Annotated in this window: 19 protein-coding genes; 9 read left to right on the top strand and 10 right to left on the bottom strand. The window is 31.5% G+C overall.

The genetic code is table 11. The features are described 5' to 3' along the window. Window positions 1-3: 3 nt before the first annotated feature. The 3 genes from MOV42_RS05780 to MOV42_RS05790 form a co-directional block, all read right to left on the bottom strand. Entirely contained in the window at window positions 4-837 is an 834-nt protein-coding gene (locus tag MOV42_RS05780; protein WP_324172824.1) for a tetratricopeptide repeat protein, read from the bottom strand. Beyond that, window positions 830-4,699, bottom strand: a complete 3,870-nt coding sequence (locus tag MOV42_RS05785) for a hypothetical protein (RefSeq protein WP_324172825.1) — start codon at window positions 4,697-4,699, stop codon at window positions 830-832. Before MOV42_RS05785 ends, MOV42_RS05780 begins: the two co-directional genes overlap by 8 nt. Before the next feature lie 162 nt (window positions 4,700-4,861). Continuing rightward, window positions 4,862-5,359 carry a hypothetical protein gene (locus tag MOV42_RS05790; RefSeq protein ID WP_324172826.1) on the bottom strand — a complete coding sequence of 166 codons (498 nt, stop codon included), beginning with the start codon at window positions 5,357-5,359 and terminating at the stop codon, window positions 4,862-4,864. 84 nt (window positions 5,360-5,443) lie between these two features. Here MOV42_RS05790 and hisG point away from each other — a divergent pair, with 84 nt between their 5' ends. From hisG to MOV42_RS05805, 3 genes are read left to right on the top strand one after another with little or no spacing between them, the layout of a single operon-like run. Next, window positions 5,444-6,067, top strand: a complete 624-nt coding sequence (hisG, locus tag MOV42_RS05795; RefSeq protein ID WP_324172827.1) for an ATP phosphoribosyltransferase — start codon at window positions 5,444-5,446, stop codon at window positions 6,065-6,067. After that, entirely contained in the window at window positions 6,060-6,740 is a 681-nt protein-coding gene (locus MOV42_RS05800; RefSeq protein ID WP_324172828.1) for a class I SAM-dependent methyltransferase, read from the top strand. Before hisG ends, MOV42_RS05800 begins: the two co-directional genes overlap by 8 nt. A gap of 23 nt (window positions 6,741-6,763) precedes the next feature. Next, window positions 6,764-7,093 (top strand): hypothetical protein, encoded by a 330-nt coding sequence (locus tag MOV42_RS05805; protein WP_324172829.1) that lies wholly within the window; start codon window positions 6,764-6,766, stop codon window positions 7,091-7,093. A gap of 23 nt (window positions 7,094-7,116) precedes the next feature. Here the strand turns inward: MOV42_RS05805 and MOV42_RS05810 are convergent, their stop codons facing one another. From MOV42_RS05810 to MOV42_RS05820, 3 genes are all read right to left on the bottom strand, one after another. Then, window positions 7,117-8,130 carry a hypothetical protein gene (locus MOV42_RS05810; protein WP_324172830.1) on the bottom strand — a complete coding sequence of 338 codons (1,014 nt, stop codon included), beginning with the start codon at window positions 8,128-8,130 and terminating at the stop codon, window positions 7,117-7,119. 367 nt (window positions 8,131-8,497) lie between these two features. Beyond that, on the bottom strand, window positions 8,498-9,961 hold the full coding sequence (gene amrB, locus MOV42_RS05815; protein WP_324172831.1) for an AmmeMemoRadiSam system protein B: 1,464 nt from the start codon (window positions 9,959-9,961) through the stop codon (window positions 8,498-8,500). Continuing rightward, window positions 9,940-10,350, bottom strand: coding sequence for a DUF1566 domain-containing protein (locus tag MOV42_RS05820; protein WP_324172832.1), 411 nt, complete (start codon window positions 10,348-10,350; stop codon window positions 9,940-9,942). The genes amrB and MOV42_RS05820 overlap by 22 nt, the downstream gene beginning before the upstream one ends. 55 nt (window positions 10,351-10,405) lie before the next feature. Between MOV42_RS05820 and MOV42_RS05825 the strand changes: the two genes are divergently transcribed. Further along, window positions 10,406-11,050 (top strand): class I SAM-dependent methyltransferase, encoded by a 645-nt coding sequence (locus MOV42_RS05825; protein WP_324172833.1) that lies wholly within the window; start codon window positions 10,406-10,408, stop codon window positions 11,048-11,050. Here the strand turns inward: MOV42_RS05825 and MOV42_RS05830 are convergent. Next, complete coding sequence (locus MOV42_RS05830; RefSeq protein ID WP_324172834.1) at window positions 11,037-12,149, bottom strand: metallophosphoesterase; 1,113 nt, start codon at window positions 12,147-12,149, stop codon at window positions 11,037-11,039. The genes MOV42_RS05825 and MOV42_RS05830 overlap by 14 nt on opposite strands. A gap of 93 nt (window positions 12,150-12,242) precedes the next feature. Between MOV42_RS05830 and MOV42_RS05835 the strand changes: the two genes are divergently transcribed. After that, entirely contained in the window at window positions 12,243-12,866 is a 624-nt protein-coding gene (locus tag MOV42_RS05835) for a YceI family protein (RefSeq protein ID WP_324172835.1), read from the top strand. 46 nt (window positions 12,867-12,912) lie between these two features. Here the strand turns inward: MOV42_RS05835 and MOV42_RS05840 are convergent, their stop codons facing one another. The 3 genes from MOV42_RS05840 to MOV42_RS05850 form a co-directional block, all read right to left on the bottom strand. Next, window positions 12,913-13,929, bottom strand: a complete 1,017-nt coding sequence (locus MOV42_RS05840) for a cytochrome-c peroxidase (RefSeq protein ID WP_324172836.1) — start codon at window positions 13,927-13,929, stop codon at window positions 12,913-12,915. Window positions 13,930-14,030: 101 nt separating this feature from the next. Next, window positions 14,031-14,963 carry a 4-hydroxythreonine-4-phosphate dehydrogenase gene (gene pdxA / locus MOV42_RS05845; protein ID WP_324172837.1) on the bottom strand — a complete coding sequence of 311 codons (933 nt, stop codon included), beginning with the start codon at window positions 14,961-14,963 and terminating at the stop codon, window positions 14,031-14,033. A 205-nt stretch (window positions 14,964-15,168) separates the two neighbouring features. Continuing rightward, a complete protein-coding gene (locus MOV42_RS05850) occupies window positions 15,169-15,318 on the bottom strand; it encodes a hypothetical protein (RefSeq protein WP_324172838.1) in 150 nt (49 codons plus the stop codon). An 8-nt stretch (window positions 15,319-15,326) separates the two neighbouring features. Here MOV42_RS05850 and MOV42_RS05855 point away from each other — a divergent pair, with 8 nt between their 5' ends. From MOV42_RS05855 to MOV42_RS05870, 4 genes are read left to right on the top strand one after another with little or no spacing between them, the layout of a single operon-like run. Then, window positions 15,327-15,467, top strand: a complete 141-nt coding sequence (locus MOV42_RS05855; RefSeq protein WP_324172839.1) for a hypothetical protein — start codon at window positions 15,327-15,329, stop codon at window positions 15,465-15,467. A 41-nt stretch (window positions 15,468-15,508) separates the two neighbouring features. After that, window positions 15,509-16,282, top strand: a complete 774-nt coding sequence (locus MOV42_RS05860; RefSeq protein ID WP_324172840.1) for a HupE/UreJ family protein — start codon at window positions 15,509-15,511, stop codon at window positions 16,280-16,282. A 10-nt stretch (window positions 16,283-16,292) separates the two neighbouring features. Then, window positions 16,293-16,655 carry a DUF6488 family protein gene (locus MOV42_RS05865; protein WP_324172841.1) on the top strand — a complete coding sequence of 121 codons (363 nt, stop codon included), beginning with the start codon at window positions 16,293-16,295 and terminating at the stop codon, window positions 16,653-16,655. Between the two features lie 31 nt (window positions 16,656-16,686). Beyond that, window positions 16,687-17,034 (top strand): DUF3147 family protein, encoded by a 348-nt coding sequence (locus MOV42_RS05870; RefSeq protein ID WP_324172842.1) that lies wholly within the window; start codon window positions 16,687-16,689, stop codon window positions 17,032-17,034. Window positions 17,035-17,042: the final 8 nt, after the last annotated feature.

Consider the following 17,042-nt stretch of genomic DNA (forward strand, 5'->3'; position numbering starts at 1 on the left):
AACTTAGTTTATATTGCCTCGGTAATGTTTAGGGATGTCTAGTTTTAGTTGGAGTTTGTAGGCTTTTTGAAGTTCTTTGTCTGTTAGTTTCCATTTGGTTTTTAGATAAGTGAGAACTTTAGATTTTGTGTATCCATTGTTGATAAGAGAAATCATATAAGCACTTCCTAACTCTTTTTTATTTTGTTTATTATAGAGTTTTGCTAAATTTCCAATAGCTCTTTTATTATTTTTACTAACGGCTATTTTATACCAAAGTTCTGCATTTTTTGTATCTTTTAAATTGTGTTCATAAAGGTAGCCTAAGCTATTAGCCCCCCCCATATCTCCCATTTTATAAGCTTTTGTGTAGTATTTTATTGCGTTTGGGTAGTCTTTTAGGCTTTCTTCATATAGCATAGCCAAGTTAAAAGCCCCCCCACTTTCTCCCATTTCATAAGCTTTTGTATAGTATTTTATTGCGTTTGGGTAGTCTTTTATTTTTCGTTTATATAGAAGAGCAAGGTTAAAAGAAGAGTCTGCATCTCCTTGTTCTATGCCAACTTTATACCATTTTATAGCATCATCATATTTTTTAATATCATCATAAAGATATCCAAGATTATTCGCTACATCATTACCTTTATCTAGCTTATAAGCTTTTTTATACCAGTAAATAGCCTTATCATAATCCTTGATTTTTTTATGGTAAGTAACACCTAAGTTAAACGCCGAGTCAGCATTTGTATTGGCATCTTTCTCCCACTTTGTAGCATCTCTATAGTGGTTTAGTCTTGCATCTTCTGCGAGTAGTGTTGTTGTTAGTAGTAAAAAGCTTAGTAGTATGTGCTTAAGCATCTAGTTCCTTTATACATTTGTAGTCTTCTTGTGTTAGGGAAGAAGATTTAAGTTCTTTTATCTCTGCGTAGTTATTTGCTGATTGAAAGTATACGTTATATTCTATCTCGTATTTAATTGTTACATTCTCTGATTTAAATATTATGGCTACATCTTCTAGCATTTGTCTCATTATAGTTGATTGAGATGCTGACTGCATCCACATCTTTTTTTCTATATCTGTCTTATAAGGAAGTCCTATAGCCTCAGCTTGTATCTCAAATACTTTACTTGTTCGTGCTATATGTCCTGTTACATCATATGTTTTAGCTTTTTGTATCTTCTGTACATACTGCTCTTGTTTATCATTGGGCTGTAGTTTAGTGTAAGAGAGGTAAACTTCATCTACATCTCTATAGAGAGACTCTGAGAGTTTTATGGAGTTTGGCGAATGTAGGTTTATGCTTACACCTGCTGCTTGTAGTCTTATGATATTGTTGTGTATTTCTTCTTTTTTTACACTATAACCATATAGCACTGACTTTAGTTGTGAGAGTTCACTTAGCATCGCTGTATCTATTATGCTTGAGTGAGTATCATAGTTATCTGCTATAAACTCTCTTATCTCTTTAGAACTTGAAAAACCTTTTAGTTCAGAAGATGCTATATCTTTATCTTCAAGTTTAAAAACTTTATTTGAGCTTTTTAGTGCCTCTAAAAATATACTTGCTCTATAACTTTTGCTAGATTCTATCTCGTTAAAGAAATGCTTGTCATTATGTTGTGTAGTGTTAAAAAGTAGACTATCATAAAGGTAGAGTTCCATTTTAGAATTCTCTATGGAGTCTTTTAGGAAGTACCATACTATCTCTGTAAGGACGACTGCGCCAAATGCAACTAAGGCAGGAGAAAAGAGAAGTCCTAGGTAGATGGCATTTTTAGCACCCACTGCTATGAAGTAGTCTTTGTTATTTTCTAGACTTATCTCACTTAGCTCATTTACAGCTCCTACCATAGGACCTATAAGACCAAACCTAGCTATGACTTTCATAGTAGATGCAGAGACGATCTTGTTTAGTTTAGCAACATGCTCTAGGCTCTCGGGAACAGTTACTCTTGAGAGTCCTCTTGTTCCTGGTATAGTAAGTTTAACCACTGGGTCTCTAGCTATGTTTACAACAGTTCCTGAAACACTCATAAGGTCTCCTGCAAAGTTTACTAGGTTTGTAAGGTTTATTCTTTTTTTACCTTGGGTAAACTCTGCTATGTTTCCTGCTACCATGAAAAAGGAAAGGACTTTGCTGGATGCTAGGAGAGATTTGTAGGCAGTAGTTTTTCTGAGTGCTTGGAATTTTTTGTTAAGTTCTGAATCTTTTCCACCAAAGTCATCCACAGACTCATCAAACTTACTAACATAAGAGCTTATCCCATCTATCTTTTTAAGTTTTTCATATAGAGTTGTTGAGTCTGTTTTTAGTTTTAGAGCGTTATCGTAGTTTTGGTCATTGATATTTGAAGTGTTTATCTCTTGTTTTTTTTCTTCTACACTAAAGCTCTCTAAAAAGCTACTGAGGTTTGCTTCTCTTCCTTTGTCTTGTCTTACTCCACTTGAGAGAACACCAAACAAAGAACCTTTCTTATCAAACGAGTCATACTTATAGTTTGGTTTTTCTACTTTAGCGTGAGTTATAAGAGCAAACAGCATCTCAAGGTAGTATTGCTTTATAGGTTCATCATGTAGTGCTTGTGCTTTTTCTTCTCCTAAGGAGTTCATGGCATTTGTTAGATGCAGTATGATAGTTTGGATAGCTTTATTATCATTGTTAAAGAGTGAGACTTCTTGTGTCTCTGCATCTAGTTTAGCACGAGGAGCAATGAGTACATAACTAAGGTTTAAGAGATAGTGATAGTAGTTATGTTTATCTTCATCGCTATCAAACTCTTCTATACTCTTGTATGCATCTAACACACTACTTAGCTCTTTGTTTTTTAAAGAAGTAGCTACATCTTTTAGTATCTCTTGAGGATTTTTTATATCTTTTTTGTAAAAAATTTCTTGTGCAGAACTACCAGCTTTTAGTGATTTAAACCCATAAGCTTTTTTAGCTTTTTCACTTGAAGCCGCTTTAGGGTTAAATGCTATTTCTTTGAGGTAATTATCAAGGTTTTCAAACTCACCAAGAAGAGAATCTTTACCTGTTATCATATCTATAAAGTCTTTTTGATACTTCATTTCATCGAAGATATCTTCTTTAGTTTTTTCATTTATTTGTGGAAGTGCTTTTGCATTTTTAAGTAGATAGTAAAAAGTCTCACTTGCAGCTTTTAGCTCTGGGAACTCTTCTAACTTCTCTTTATGTTTAGGACTATAACAAAGTGTAAAAGTTACATAAGCTAAAGCATCAGATGCATTCTCTTTACCTTTTGGAAGATATCCTTTTCCTTGAAGAAAGAGGTCTTTAGAGTTAAAGCCACGAGAATATTCCGATTTGTCTTCATCTTGTGCATAAAAGTATACGAGCTTTTCTATATAAACTCTAAAATATTTTTCATTATAAATTCCATTTTTACTTACTCTTTTAAAAAACCCCTTATCTATAAACTTAACTTCATCCATATAATCTTTTGCTGTTTTATAGTCTATAAAAGAACCTAAGTTTAAACCTATCATATTTTCAACAACATGAGAGCCTAGTTTTTGAACACCATCTAGTAAAATCTCATACTGTGTTTTAAGTTCTTCTATCTGTTCATCATATATAGTTTGTTCTTTTTCATCTACGTACAAGTACTCTAACAAGTCAGCTACGGCATAAGGGTACTGGTTTTTAGCTCTTAAGTCATCTATGATGGATTTATTTTGTCCATAGTGGTAGCTATAAGAGAACTCATACTCATTATATAAGTCTTCTACTTCTCCTACTGGGTCATCTAAAAAGATGATTGTTGAGAGATATTTTCTTGATTTGCTATTTTCTTTTATATCTTTAGCGGAGTAGATATGTTTTTTAAATACTTTTTCTGAAAGTTTTATATTTTTAGAGTACTCTTTGTGATGAAAGATGCAACTATTCTTTTTACTTTCTATTGTTATACGGGTTGTTGTGAACTTTGCTCTATCTTTATCAGTTAGTTTCACATTACTATAAACAAACTCTAAATCTCCACTTTCTTCATAAAAGGGAATATAACGGCGAAGGACTTTAGTCTGTGTATCTTTAAACTGCACATAATACATCTGTGGATTAAAGAGGTCTCCACGATTTACGACTTTATACTCTTTAGTCTCATCTTTACTTATATCTGTTACATAAAGATAAGCCTCTGTATAGGTAACAAGTTTGTCATTTTTATAAGTTCCATTTGCCACAGAGTAGTAGTCTGATAGTAGTCTAAAGTCTCTTGCTCCTCTTAAGGCTCTTACTTCTTCAGAGCTTTTTCTTAAAGGGTAGATGCGATGTCTCTCTTTAGCTATGTTTATTGATGTTTCAAGTTGTGCATCTTCTAAAGCCTTTATGGTTATGTCCTGAGAGCTTCCACTTGACTTTACAGATATTCTAGTATTTCCTTGTCCTGGATTGCTAAGAATGAGGGCAACACCTTTGTCAGTTTTACATCCATCTGTTCGTAGAAGATAGTTAGTTCCGTTATTGGAAACATTACTTTCTGTTACAGCAGAACTTATAGCTACAACCTTTGTACATGGTCCACCATTAGTAGAAGGATTTGGGCATCCTGATATAGCTGCGTTGAGGAGGTCTTTATCAAAAAGAGGCTTTTTTCCTCCTATAACATGGTTTGGAACAGTAGATACCAATATAACCTTCCCACCATGTTCACACTTGATAACACCTTCTTCTACAACTATATACGCATTTCCCATGTTTTTCCTTTTATTACAGTATGCACTCAATTTATTAATCTTCTTATATTAACTGTAAATCGGAACACTCACAAACATTTCTTTATATTATGTAATAAGTACTCATATTTGTAACTAAAAGGAACACACTATATAACAAAAAGTTGAGAATTAAGGGTTTGCTTACTTTTCAATCTTTTTAAAAGTCATGTTAAAAGGTGGGGTGTGGCAACTTCCTATGAAGTTTAAAACAACTCCATTTTTATATTTGTTTTTTTGTTCTGTGAAAATTACGGAGATGCCAGACTCTTTTGGTTCTCTTTGAGAGAGAGAGTCTTTGAACACCCAAACTTCATAATAGACATTATCTTCATGTGAAACCAAACGAGTTTCTAGTAAGTCTTTTTCATTAAAATTACAATGTTTTTTAAAAATATTAAGTATATATTTGTAGTTTCCTTTTTTTAAAGCGATACTTCTACCTTTTTTACCTGCCCATATATTGTTGTAATAGTCAGCTTCTGGGGTTGATTTGATTCTGTTGTATCTAGTCGGATGCATGGAGATTTCTAGGTTTTTATTTTGTTGTATAGCTTGGTCTTGCACCATTGTAGAACAGCCACTAAAAAAAACTAAAGGGATAAATATTGCTATAAATATAGTAAAAAAATCTTTTTTCATGGAACAGATTATACCCTATCATAAAACTTTGAGCAATTTTTAGGTAAAATATCAAAAATTATAATACATATAAGGTCGTTATAAATGCTTACAGTAGCACTTCCAAAAGGTCGTATAGCCAAAGAAACTTTAGAAATTTTTGAAACTATTTTTGGTGATAGTTTTAAGTTTGATGATAGAAAGCTTATCTTAGATACTCCAGATTTCCGTTTTTTACTTGTTAGAAATCAAGATGTAGCGACTTATGTTTTTCATCAGGCTGCTGATATTGGTGTTGTTGGGCTTGATACTTTAGAAGAACAAGGCTTAGATGTTATTCGTCTGCTTGATTTAAAGCGTGGAATTTGTAAAGTTTCTATCGGTATGAAAAAGGGTGAAAAACTTGACCTGAACAAGCCAGATATAAAAGTTGCTTCAAAGATGGTAAACATTACTAAACGCTATTTTGAAGAAAGAGCAGTTTCTGTTGATATTATTAAACTATATGGTTCTATAGAACTTGCTCCTATTATCGGTCTTGCTGATATGATAGTTGATGTTGTTGAAACAGGTGCGACTATGAAACAAAATGGCTTAGAAGTAGTTGAGGATATTATGACTTCTTCAACTTACTTGATTGCAAATAAAAATAGTTACATCGCTAAAAAAGATGAAGTTTTAGATATATATGAAAAAATAAATGAAGTTATTAAAGCAGAAAATGACTAACTTAGACCTCTACGCGAAAGCTGAGCATCTACTAGGGATAGAAGAAGCTACAGAAGCACTTTATGATCTTTATCGCTCAGAACTTGATGAGTATAAAGTTAAAACTCTTTTAGATGTTGGCTGTGGTCGTGGTGGTTTTATTAAACGCATGATTAGTGATGGCGTTGAGTGCAAAGGGATTGACCTTAGTCCTATTATGGTTGATGAGTGCAAAACGCAAGGCTTAGATGCTAAGTGCATAGATGCTAAAGATGCAAGTGGAAAATATGACGCTATTGTTTGTATATTTGATGTGTTAAACTTTATGAACAAAGATTCTTTACTTGAGTTCTTAGATGCTATTTCAAATAGACTAAACGATGATGGAGTATTTATAGCTGATATAAATACTTTGTATGGTTTTAGTGATGTTGCAGAAGGTACTATGAGTAGTGAAAATGAGAATGAATTTTTAGTTGTAGATGCCCAGTTTACAAATGATGAACTTCACACAAAATTTACTCTATTTGAGAAGAATGATTCTGAATATAAAAAGTATCAAGATACTATTGTTCAGTATTTCCATAAAATAAAAACTTTTCAAAAACTTGCATCTTTAAAACTAATAGATAAGCAAATATTTTCTCTTTATGATACTGAGGATAAGACACTTCTTATTTTTAAAAAGAAATAATAATAGATAGAAAGGAACTTGTTATGAATGGAAATATAATCGTAAGCTATAAAATACTGTGTGATTCAGATTTGAACATGAATGTTACACTTCAAGAACTGCTGTTGAATGAGAAAGTATCTAAAGCAATTAAAAGTGAGTTTGCAAAAGGTCTTAGAAATATTGAACTAAACACAGATGCTAAAGAAGAGTTTTTTAGAGTAGAAACTACTAAAGAGTTATATACTTTTGAAGTATCTAAAGATGATTTCGCAGATATACTTGTTTTAGCTGAGGAAGATGCAACTTCAAGAAAGTTATTTAAAAAAGATTGTAGTCGCGTGGAATTAGTTGATATTGAGACTCTAATTTAAATAAATAACTTCATCAAAGAATATTAAAACATATAATTAAGTTTTAATCCATGTACTGAACTAAATTGCTTATCATTTACGAGTGATAGTACACTAGCCGTAGGGTCAGTTTGAAGAGAAGAGCCATAGCTTACTTGAGTGACATTGGAAAGATAGTTATAGTTTGCATATATAGATATATAAGTCTGTTTAGTAAGCTTATAGCCTACCTGAATACCTAAATCAACTCCGCTTGAACTTTGTGTGTCACTCAATTTTCTATTAATATTAGTATAATTCGGAGCAAAGTAGTGTGTATAAGCTCCTTTGTATGTCGCAAATTTACGATATTGAGAAATTGCAAAATCCATATTTAGCAACCATTTCTTTTTAAATTTAAGATTATAATTTATACCAAGTTTAGCCCCAAACAAGTTTTCAGATATTTTTTCTTTTAAGTTAACCGTTGGACTGTCACCCATGAAGTTACCCTTAATATTAGTATCTTTATGGTTTGATCTATATGATGGCCCAGCAAAAATACTAAAATAAGCATCCTCTCCTAGTGTATACTCCAAAGAAAATAATATATCAGCACCCCAATACTTAAGATCTTGCTCAATATTAGTTTTTAATACATTGTTTGTTGTTATTGTCCCAACACCCTTTGAGTTATCAAGCATTATCCACCCATATTGTTCATTTGGACCATTGTCCTTGAAATTACTAGAACTTGATGCTTTGGCAGCCATATGCCATACTTTAGTATAAATTTTCATGCTATTTGCACCTGCAAAAGTAAGAGGAAAATTAGTTCCAAATGTAACAGCGAAAGAGTTTCCATTTGCTATATCAAAATCAGTATTTAAATTTGATTTTCTTTCATAATTCCTCTCTCCACGGCTAGCAAAAAAATGATTTTTAACAAATGCTATATTTGCGAAGCCTGATTCTATAGAAGCATAATATTTTGAAGCTTCTTGGGCAGATAATAGAGTTGAGATTAGAGTACTAATGAAAATTATTCTTTTGATGTTCATGTATTTATCCTTGTTCATGTGTTTTTCCTTATTATCAAATGATACCAAAATGATACCAAATTGTCTCTTAATAATTTATTAATTGAGTACTCATGTTAAAATGACAAAATAATCTATTTTTGATTTAATGATTTTTGTTAAATATTTCCATTACGCTTGGTTATAGCATGGTTTTAGGCATTTATTATAGCTTGGTTTATTATCGTGATGGCTGATATATGAGTAGCGAAGAGTCTCTTTTTTTTTAGTTTTTAAATGCTAACTATCATAGTAATATTGAATAAACTTTAAAATAGTTGTACTTTCATGTATGAATTGTCTTTATATCATTTGAAAAAATGTATCTAAAATGTCTGTTGAAATCCCAATGCTTAAGCATGACTTTTTATTTCTGGAGTTCTTTTTCATCAAAAACTATAGCTTCGTATATAAAAAGCTCAGCATTTTTGTATCCATGAAAACCAATACCTACTTTTTCTTCTGAACACTTACCTACAAACTCTTCTACATTCCATTTCATTTGTGTTGCGACATGAGGTAGAAATGTTCCTGTTTTAGAGCCTTTTTTTATATAGATGCCATGTTTCCCTATGACTATTTCATCTAGTGAAGAGATTTTTTTCCTTGGCGTAAGAACTGATATCTCTATGTCTATATTTTTAAGCTCATTTGGACGCACTTCTTTAAACCTGCTGTCATTAAGAGCAGATGCAATTGTCATGTCGATAATGACCTTGTAGAGTGCTTCGTCAGGTTCAAATGTACCGATGCAACCCCTAAGTTTATTGTCTTTATGTAGAGTCACAAATGCTCCTAAAGGTTGTTTTAGTTTAGGAGATATTTTACTCGCATCTATGACTAATCGTTTTTCATTTTTTATGGCTTGATAAAGAGACATATTGGCAATACGAAGTAGCTCTTGTTTTTCTTGTGAAGTTAGAAAAAATTCATCTGATTTGTAAACTCTCATAGCTCCATAACCGACAACCCTTTTTTTATCTCCATATTTACTATGTGCTGAGTTTTTATATTCTAATTTATCATACTTGTAAGCTTTATCTTGTGTCATATAAAGAAGTGTAAGAAGTGAACTCCACCCACAGGCTGAAGTTTGAAGTGCATCTATCTTTGCTTCTTTGTTTTTTGCTAAAGCATCTATGAACTTTTGTGGGTTATTTTTTGTAAGTGAGTTCAGTATATTTTTATCTACAATATTTGCATCTTTAAATGTAGGATAATGAGATAGGTCTGTGCTGATTATAAAAAGATTATCATCATTAAAGTGGGGTGATAAACTCTTTGCTATTGATTTGATGGTTTCAAGATTTGAAGTAGCTATGATAATAGGGATTATATTTATATTTTCACCATAAAGTGTTTGTAAAAAAGGAAGTTGTACTTCTAATGAATGCTCTTTTTTATGTGCATCTGGAGTAAAAGTGAAATACTTAGAATCTTGAATGAGCTTAGATGCTAGAGTTTTATTTACTCTTACATTTCCAAGCGGTGTTTTATAGTCTCCTATGTTATAAACAGATGCACCGTTAAAATTTACATAGTGGCTAGAACCTATAAGGAAAATATTTTTGTATCTTTTGTTTAGAGTTTTGTAGGCAGTAGATGCTACATTGGCCGAGAAGATATAACCTGCATGAGGAACTATAAGTGCATTTATCTCTTGAAGTTCAAATGTTTTAGCATTTTTTAGATGTGTTTTTACTTCTGTTTGGAGTTTGGATTTGTTGTCTATGTAAAACGACCCAGCTACTGCGGTAGGTCGCAGAGCATGGAGATTCTCAAAAAGAAGAAGTAGTAGAAATAGTTGTACTATTTTGAGCTTTGAACGCATCTGATATGTCTGTCGTAGTGCATGTCTTTTACTGTTCTTTCACCTTTTTTAAAGTTGATTAGCCATACTATTTTGTTATCATCGGCAAATGGTGTTGTAGACCAGTAGTACTCATTACTAACATAGTCAAAACCTTTTTTGATAGCAGGATCAAACTTTTTATAATCTACAATACTTTGAAGCTCTCTTAGTGTTGGCATACGAAAGTTGTTGTACTTTCCTATAACTAGCTTGGAGCAATATTCTTGGGACTGATAGTAAGTGATAGATAGCTTATAGTTGTCTTGATGGTCTTGCCAGACTAAAGATGTACTCTTATCTACAAAAATATGCTGGGCAAATAGAGTAGATGAAACTAATAATAAACCTGAAAGTAGTAGTTTTTTCATAATTAAACATTCCTTTTTTGATGTGTAATTATAACAAAAGAAGATAAAATATCTTATGAAAAAATGTAAACTATGTAACTGCAATACAACTATAATAAATGATAATAAAACTAACAAAGATTACTATAGATGCTTAGCGTGTGACTATATATTTATGGATAATAAACATCACCTAGATGCTGAGTATGAGAGGAAGCATTATGATAATCATGACAATAATTTAGAGTCTCTTGGTTATGTGAAAATGTTTGAGAAACTAATAGAAGAGTTTGTTACATCAGATGCAAAAGATATAAAGACCGCACTTGATTTTGGTTGTGGTGAAGGTGCAGTTTTACCAATATTACTGGAGCGTAAAAATATAAAATGTGACAGATATGACTTGTTTTATTTTCCTGAGAAAATATATGAAAATAAGAAGTATGATCTTGTTTGTTCTACTGAAGTTATCGAGCATCTAGCTAATCCGTTAGATACTTTAAAAGAGCTACTCTTACATCTCAACAAAGATGGCTACCTACTTCTTATGACATATTTTCACCCAAGTGATGATGATAAATTTTTAAAATGGTTTTATATAAAGGACATGACTCATATAGGTTTTTTTAGCATGAAAACATTTGAGTTTTTGGCATCTGAACTTAATTTAGAAATAGTTAAGTCTAATAATAAAAATAGTATACTTTTTAAGATAAATTGATAAGAGTTATCTCACTACTAGCACCTAATCTCATAGGTGGACCCCAAAAACCTGTTCCTTTGTTTACATAGATTTGTAAGTTTTTGTTATGTTGATGAAGACCACTTATGTAAGGCTGAACTATCTTTACTAGAAGTTTAAATGGATAGAGTTGTCCTCCATGAGTATGACCGCTTAAGATTAAATCCACGCTATCGTTTACTTCTTCTATGTATCTTGGTTGATGTGCTAAAAGTACGGTTGGAGATTTTTTAAGATGTCTTAGTGCTTTGTTTATATCTGGTATATGTGTTTTAACTTTATAACCAAAAATATCATAAACTCCAGCAAGATTAAAACCTTCATTTTCATCTCCTATATATACATTTTCATTTTCAAGAACCCTTATGCCTAAGGCTTTTACTGCTTTTATGATTTCTACTATATTGTGAAAATATTCATGGTTTCCAACTATGAAAAAGGTTCCATATTTTGAGTTTAGTGATTTTAATTCATCTAGGGTAGTTTGTGCATGTTTTATATTTATATCTACTAAATCTCCTGTTATTACAACTAAATCAGGGTCTAGTTTATTTACTCTATTAACTATATTTTTTACAAACTCTTTATCAATAAGTCCACCTATATGAATGTCGCTAAGTTGAACTATCTTATATGGTTTTTTTAGATTTTTTATCTTTACATTTACTCGCTCAAGTTTCACATGTTTAGCCTCATAAATAGACCTTGCACTAAGTGAAGTTGCTACAACAAATGATGAAATATCCAAAGAGCGTTTAAAAAAATTTCTTCTTTTTTGTGAAATGGGAGAGTGGTGTAAAAGTACGCGAGAAATATCATAAATAACAGCTGTACAAAAGAGTAAAAAAAGTATGCCAATAGGAAGTGAAAAAATAAAATAGAGCCAATTTGGAAAATCTATGTAGTATCTCCCTATCATGTAAGCAATAATACCAAGGAAGTTTACAATCAAAAAGATACGAAGATATCGTTTATAGATTTGTTTTATGTCGAGTTTAGTGATAAGTCTTTTTGAAATATACATATTGAGTAAAATAAAAACACCCGAGAAGGCTGCAAAAAATAATATGGGATTCATCTAAAGAGTATAACCAAGAAAACTAAACCCTAAAGTTTAATTAGGATTTACCTTACGAAGCTATACTTTTAGTAATTTAAAAGGAGAATCATTATGATTAAATTTTTTATCTCTCTGTTTTTAGTTGCCTCGTTATCTAGTGCAGAAGAAATGGGGACAAAAGGTGGCTCTTGCATCTTAAGTCAAGATGGACCGGTAAGTGTAAGTTGGAAAGCTTATAAAACTCCAGCAAAGTTAAGTGTTGGTGGAACTTTTGATAGTGTTAAATACACAGCAAATGCTCCAAAAGGAAATAACTTTCGTGAGATACTTGTAGGTTCAAGTGTAATAATTGACACAGCAAGTGTTAACTCTAAAAATAACGATAGAAATGTTAAGTTAGTAAAGTTCTTTTTTGAGAAAATGAGTTCTAAAAATATCACAGCTAAAATAGTAGATATTAAGTCAGACAAACGCATCCGTGGTAAAGCAAAAACTGGTGTTATGAGTGTTGCAGTAACTATGAATGGTGTGACTAAAAATGTACCAATGAAGTATGTTTTTAATAATGGTGATTTTAATGCAATAGGTAGTATTGACCTTTTAGACTTTAGTGCCTCTAAAGCTCTTAGTTCTATCAATAAGGCTTGTTTTGATCTTCACAAAGGTAAGACTTGGAGTGATGTAACTATTGGCTTTCAAACTAACATTAAGTTTGAGCTTTGTAATACTAAATAATAGTTATGCTCTCTTACTTATATAGCAACAAAAAGTTGCTATATATTTAGTTCATATCAGGTTTAGGTGTAGTAGCTGTTGAAGCTGGAAGCATTGGGTAAATAACCGGATCTTTTCTACCTTCAAGTGCTTTTAAAAACTCTTCAATAGAGTCTATCTGTTTTGTTGATAGCTTTGTTCCAAGTTGGATTTTACCCATCTCTTTGATAGCCTCTTTTAAACTCCAGATTTTACCATTGTGGTAATAAGGTGCAGTTTGAGTAATATTTCTAAGTGTTGGAACTCTGACCATACCGTTTTTATCACCTTTAAAATCACCTACATTTTGATATTTATACGTTCCTGTTACATTAAAAGCGTTCATTGCTCCGCCCAGACCAATGCCTGTATGACAAGATGCACAACCAACCTTTATAAAAGTTTTAAGACCAGCTTTTTCTTTAGAAGTAAGGGCATCTTTATCGCCATTTAAAAAGTCATCAAATACAGATGGAGTAACTAAAGTTCTCTCATAAAGACCGATGGTATCAGTAATTTTTTCAAAAGATATTTTTACATTTTCACCATAAGCCTTTTTAAACTCAGTTACATAAGGAGGCATTGAGTTAATAACACGCTCAACATGCTCTGTTGTAGAAGCCATTTCAGGGTGAGCTTGCATAGGACCTTGTGCTTGTTCTTCTAAATCTTTTGCACGACCATCCCAAAACTGAATATCGTTAAATACAGCATTGTAAACAGTTGGCGCATTTACATGGTGAGGGTTTGCTGTCCATTTATGACCGATAGAAGCTTCAACACCGTCATCCCCACCTTCACCTAGATTATGACAAAAGTTACAGCTGATAATACCACTCTTAGAGAGTCTTGGGTCAAAAAATAGTTTTTTACCAAGTTCAACTTTCTCATTTGTTATTGGGTTCTTAGGGTTGTCTATGATTTTCATAAGCTCTAATGTAGAAGTAGGAATAGCTTTGAGACCAGCATTTTTAGCATCTGTTTGAAGAGATGCAGACATAAGAATGGATGAAGTAGCTATAGTAGCTATGACTATGTTTTTCATGGTTTACCTTAATAAAATTTATTAGAAGATAATATTTATCTTCTATAAATATAAGTTTAGCAATAATTGTCTTAAAAGAAAATTATTATCGTTTAAACTTATTAATGTTTATTGGGATTTATAAATGAAATAGCACTCTTAACAGCATTGATATAACTTAAAGTTTTTGCTTCGCCTTTATAGGCGATGTCAAAGGCAGTTCCATGATCAACTGATGTTCTAATGATTGGTAAGTTTAAAGATATATTTATACTTTCATCAAAGTAAAGTGCTTTTAGAGGTGCTAAACCTTGGTCGTGATACATCGCTACAAAATAATTATAGTTTTTTCTAAAGTGTGGAGTAAAAGCTACATCTGGAACTATTGGACCTGCAAACTGCTCAAAGCCAATTTTTTTATTTGCACTTTTTATGGCTTTAGTCATTCTAAGCTCTTCATTTCCTAAGACTCCATTATCTCCAGCATGTGGATTTAGACCAAGAACTGCTACTTTAGCATCTCCTATTGAGTTATGTAAGTTTATAAAAAATTGTTTTAGTCTTACATACTGCACAGATGCGGCTACTTCTTTAAGTGGAATATGTTCAGTAAAGAGAGCTATATACATTTTTTCGCATCCAAGCATCATAATAGCATCTTGGTTAAAATATTTTCGGAGTAGATCGGTATGACCTTTGTAGTCTAGTCCTGCCATCATCCAAGCTTCTTTATGAATAGGCATAGTTACAATAGCATCTGCTTCTTTTTCTTCACAAAGTTTAATAGCACTCATAAATGAGTTATAAGAATAAAGTCCAGATTCTTTTGTTGTTTTACCTATCTCTATATTAAACTCTCCATCAACATTATGAAGTTGTATGTTTTTTGGAACTTTAAAGTTTAGAAGTTTTGTAGCTTGACTTAACATAGAAGCGTTTATGCAGTACAGAGGATTACAAAGTTTACTAACTTCTTCATGAGCCATCAAAGCTATCTCAATACCAACCCCATTTAAATCACCTATGCTTATTGCTATGGTTTTCCGACTCTGCATTTAGTACCTCTTTATACTGCATTTTAATTCTTATTATTTTTTATATTTATATTTTTCAGTAGTAAATCTTACTTTCATATAATGAAATTGTATCTAAAAATACTGTCTAAAAAAAAGATTGATTCTTTAATTTGTGATATAATTCAGCGATTAGTCGTTATTAAAGGAAGGGTCATAATAAAAAAATATCTTGTTATCATTCTAATTATTTTTCATTTAGTAGGGAATAGTTTATATGCATCAAAAACTTTTTTAAAAAAAGACCATACCCATAGTTATATAGATAGATATCATCTTCATGAACATCATCATTCCCATAATGGTTACAATCATCAACACAAACATAGTCATGCACAAATAAATATGATTTTTTTAGACTTTTTTACAGATATGCAACACATAAGTCTTTATGATTTTTCAAATTCTCCACAGAGATATTTAGAAACTTTTGCATGGATTCCAAATCCTACACTTCAGTCACTATTCCGTCCACCAAAAATATAATTTTTCACCTTAACTTATTATTACAAAAACAAAGGAATAAAATGAAAATATTATTTTTATTCGTCTCATTTCTTTTGCTAAGTACATCTGCATTTGCACATGGTATTTCAGCAACAGATATACAGGCGATGATTGACGGAGGAAACCTTCGTTATATCTGGTTAGGTGCAACACATATGTTGTCTGGTTATGATCATTTACTCTTCTTATTTGGAGTTGTATTTTTTCTTACTACGACTAAGGACATTGTAAAGTTTGTTACAATCTTTACTGTAGGGCATAGTATCACTTTAATATTTGCTACTTTTATGAGTATCACTGCAAACTATTATCTCATAGATGCAGTTATTGCAATTAGTGTTATTTATAAAGCGTTTGATAATAATAAAGGTTTTCAAAGCTATTTGGGAGTCAAATCTCCAAACTTACTAGTAATGATTCTTATATTTGGACTCATACATGGTTTTGGACTTTCTACAAGATTGCAACAGTTGCCTTTAGGTGAGCAAAATGCAGATATGTTATTAAAAATACTCTCTTTCAATTTAGGAGTAGAAGTTGGGCAAATTATTGCTCTTATTGTTATGCTTGTTGTATTGACTCAGTGGAGAAAAACAGCATCATTTTTAAGACTAAGTAAGATAGCCAATCATGCACTTATGTTTGCAGGATTTATGTTGTTGCTAATGCAGTTGCACGGCTACTTACATACAACGAATGAAGAAGAGTTCGGGTTTAATAAAGATGAGCATTATCATATTCATTTAGATATGCAAACAGCTAAAGAAAAAAATTATACACATGATAGTTTATAAAGGAAAAAAAATGAAAAAATTAATTAAAGTAACACTAATTACATTAACAATAGGTTTCTCTGCATCTTATGCGAGTGGTATCCACGGAGGTCATGGACATTCTCATAGTGCACCTATTAAAGCAGAAATAAATAAAACGAGAGTTCAAGAGATAGCCACACAGGAAGTTAAAAGATTAATCATAAATAAAAAGATTGATAGTAGTTGGTCAGCTATACCAATTTCAAATATTAAAAAAACTAAATACAATTATAACAATGAATGGGTAGTTAGTTTTGAAAATTCAAAGATAAAAGAGAAAGATAAGCAAACTCTTTATATATTTGTAAGCAATTATGGCAAGATAACAGGTACTAACTATACAGGTAAATAATAACTAGCATAAGTAAAAAAAAGGAAATAAATTGTCATATTATATAATTAAACTACTTATTACTACACTTTTAATTGTACTGATTTCTGAAATTGCTAAAAGGCATAGCCTTGCTGGAGCAATGTTAGCTGCTATACCTTTAGTATCTATCTTGGCTATGACATGGATGTATATTGATACAAATGATACTAAAACTGCAGTAGAATTTTCAAATTCCATTATTTGGCTTATTGTTCCGTCTATGACACTATTTCTTGCTTTTCCCATTTTTATAAAAAATGGGTTTAGTTTTTATTTAAGTATGTCTATCTCTATATTGATGACTATTTTTGCTTATTATAGTGTTATCTTTTTGCTTGAAAAATTAGGAATAAGGTGATATGCAAA

The organism is Sulfurimonas sp. (assembly GCF_029027405.1).
Lineage (GTDB): Bacteria > Campylobacterota > Campylobacteria > Campylobacterales > Sulfurimonadaceae > Sulfurimonas.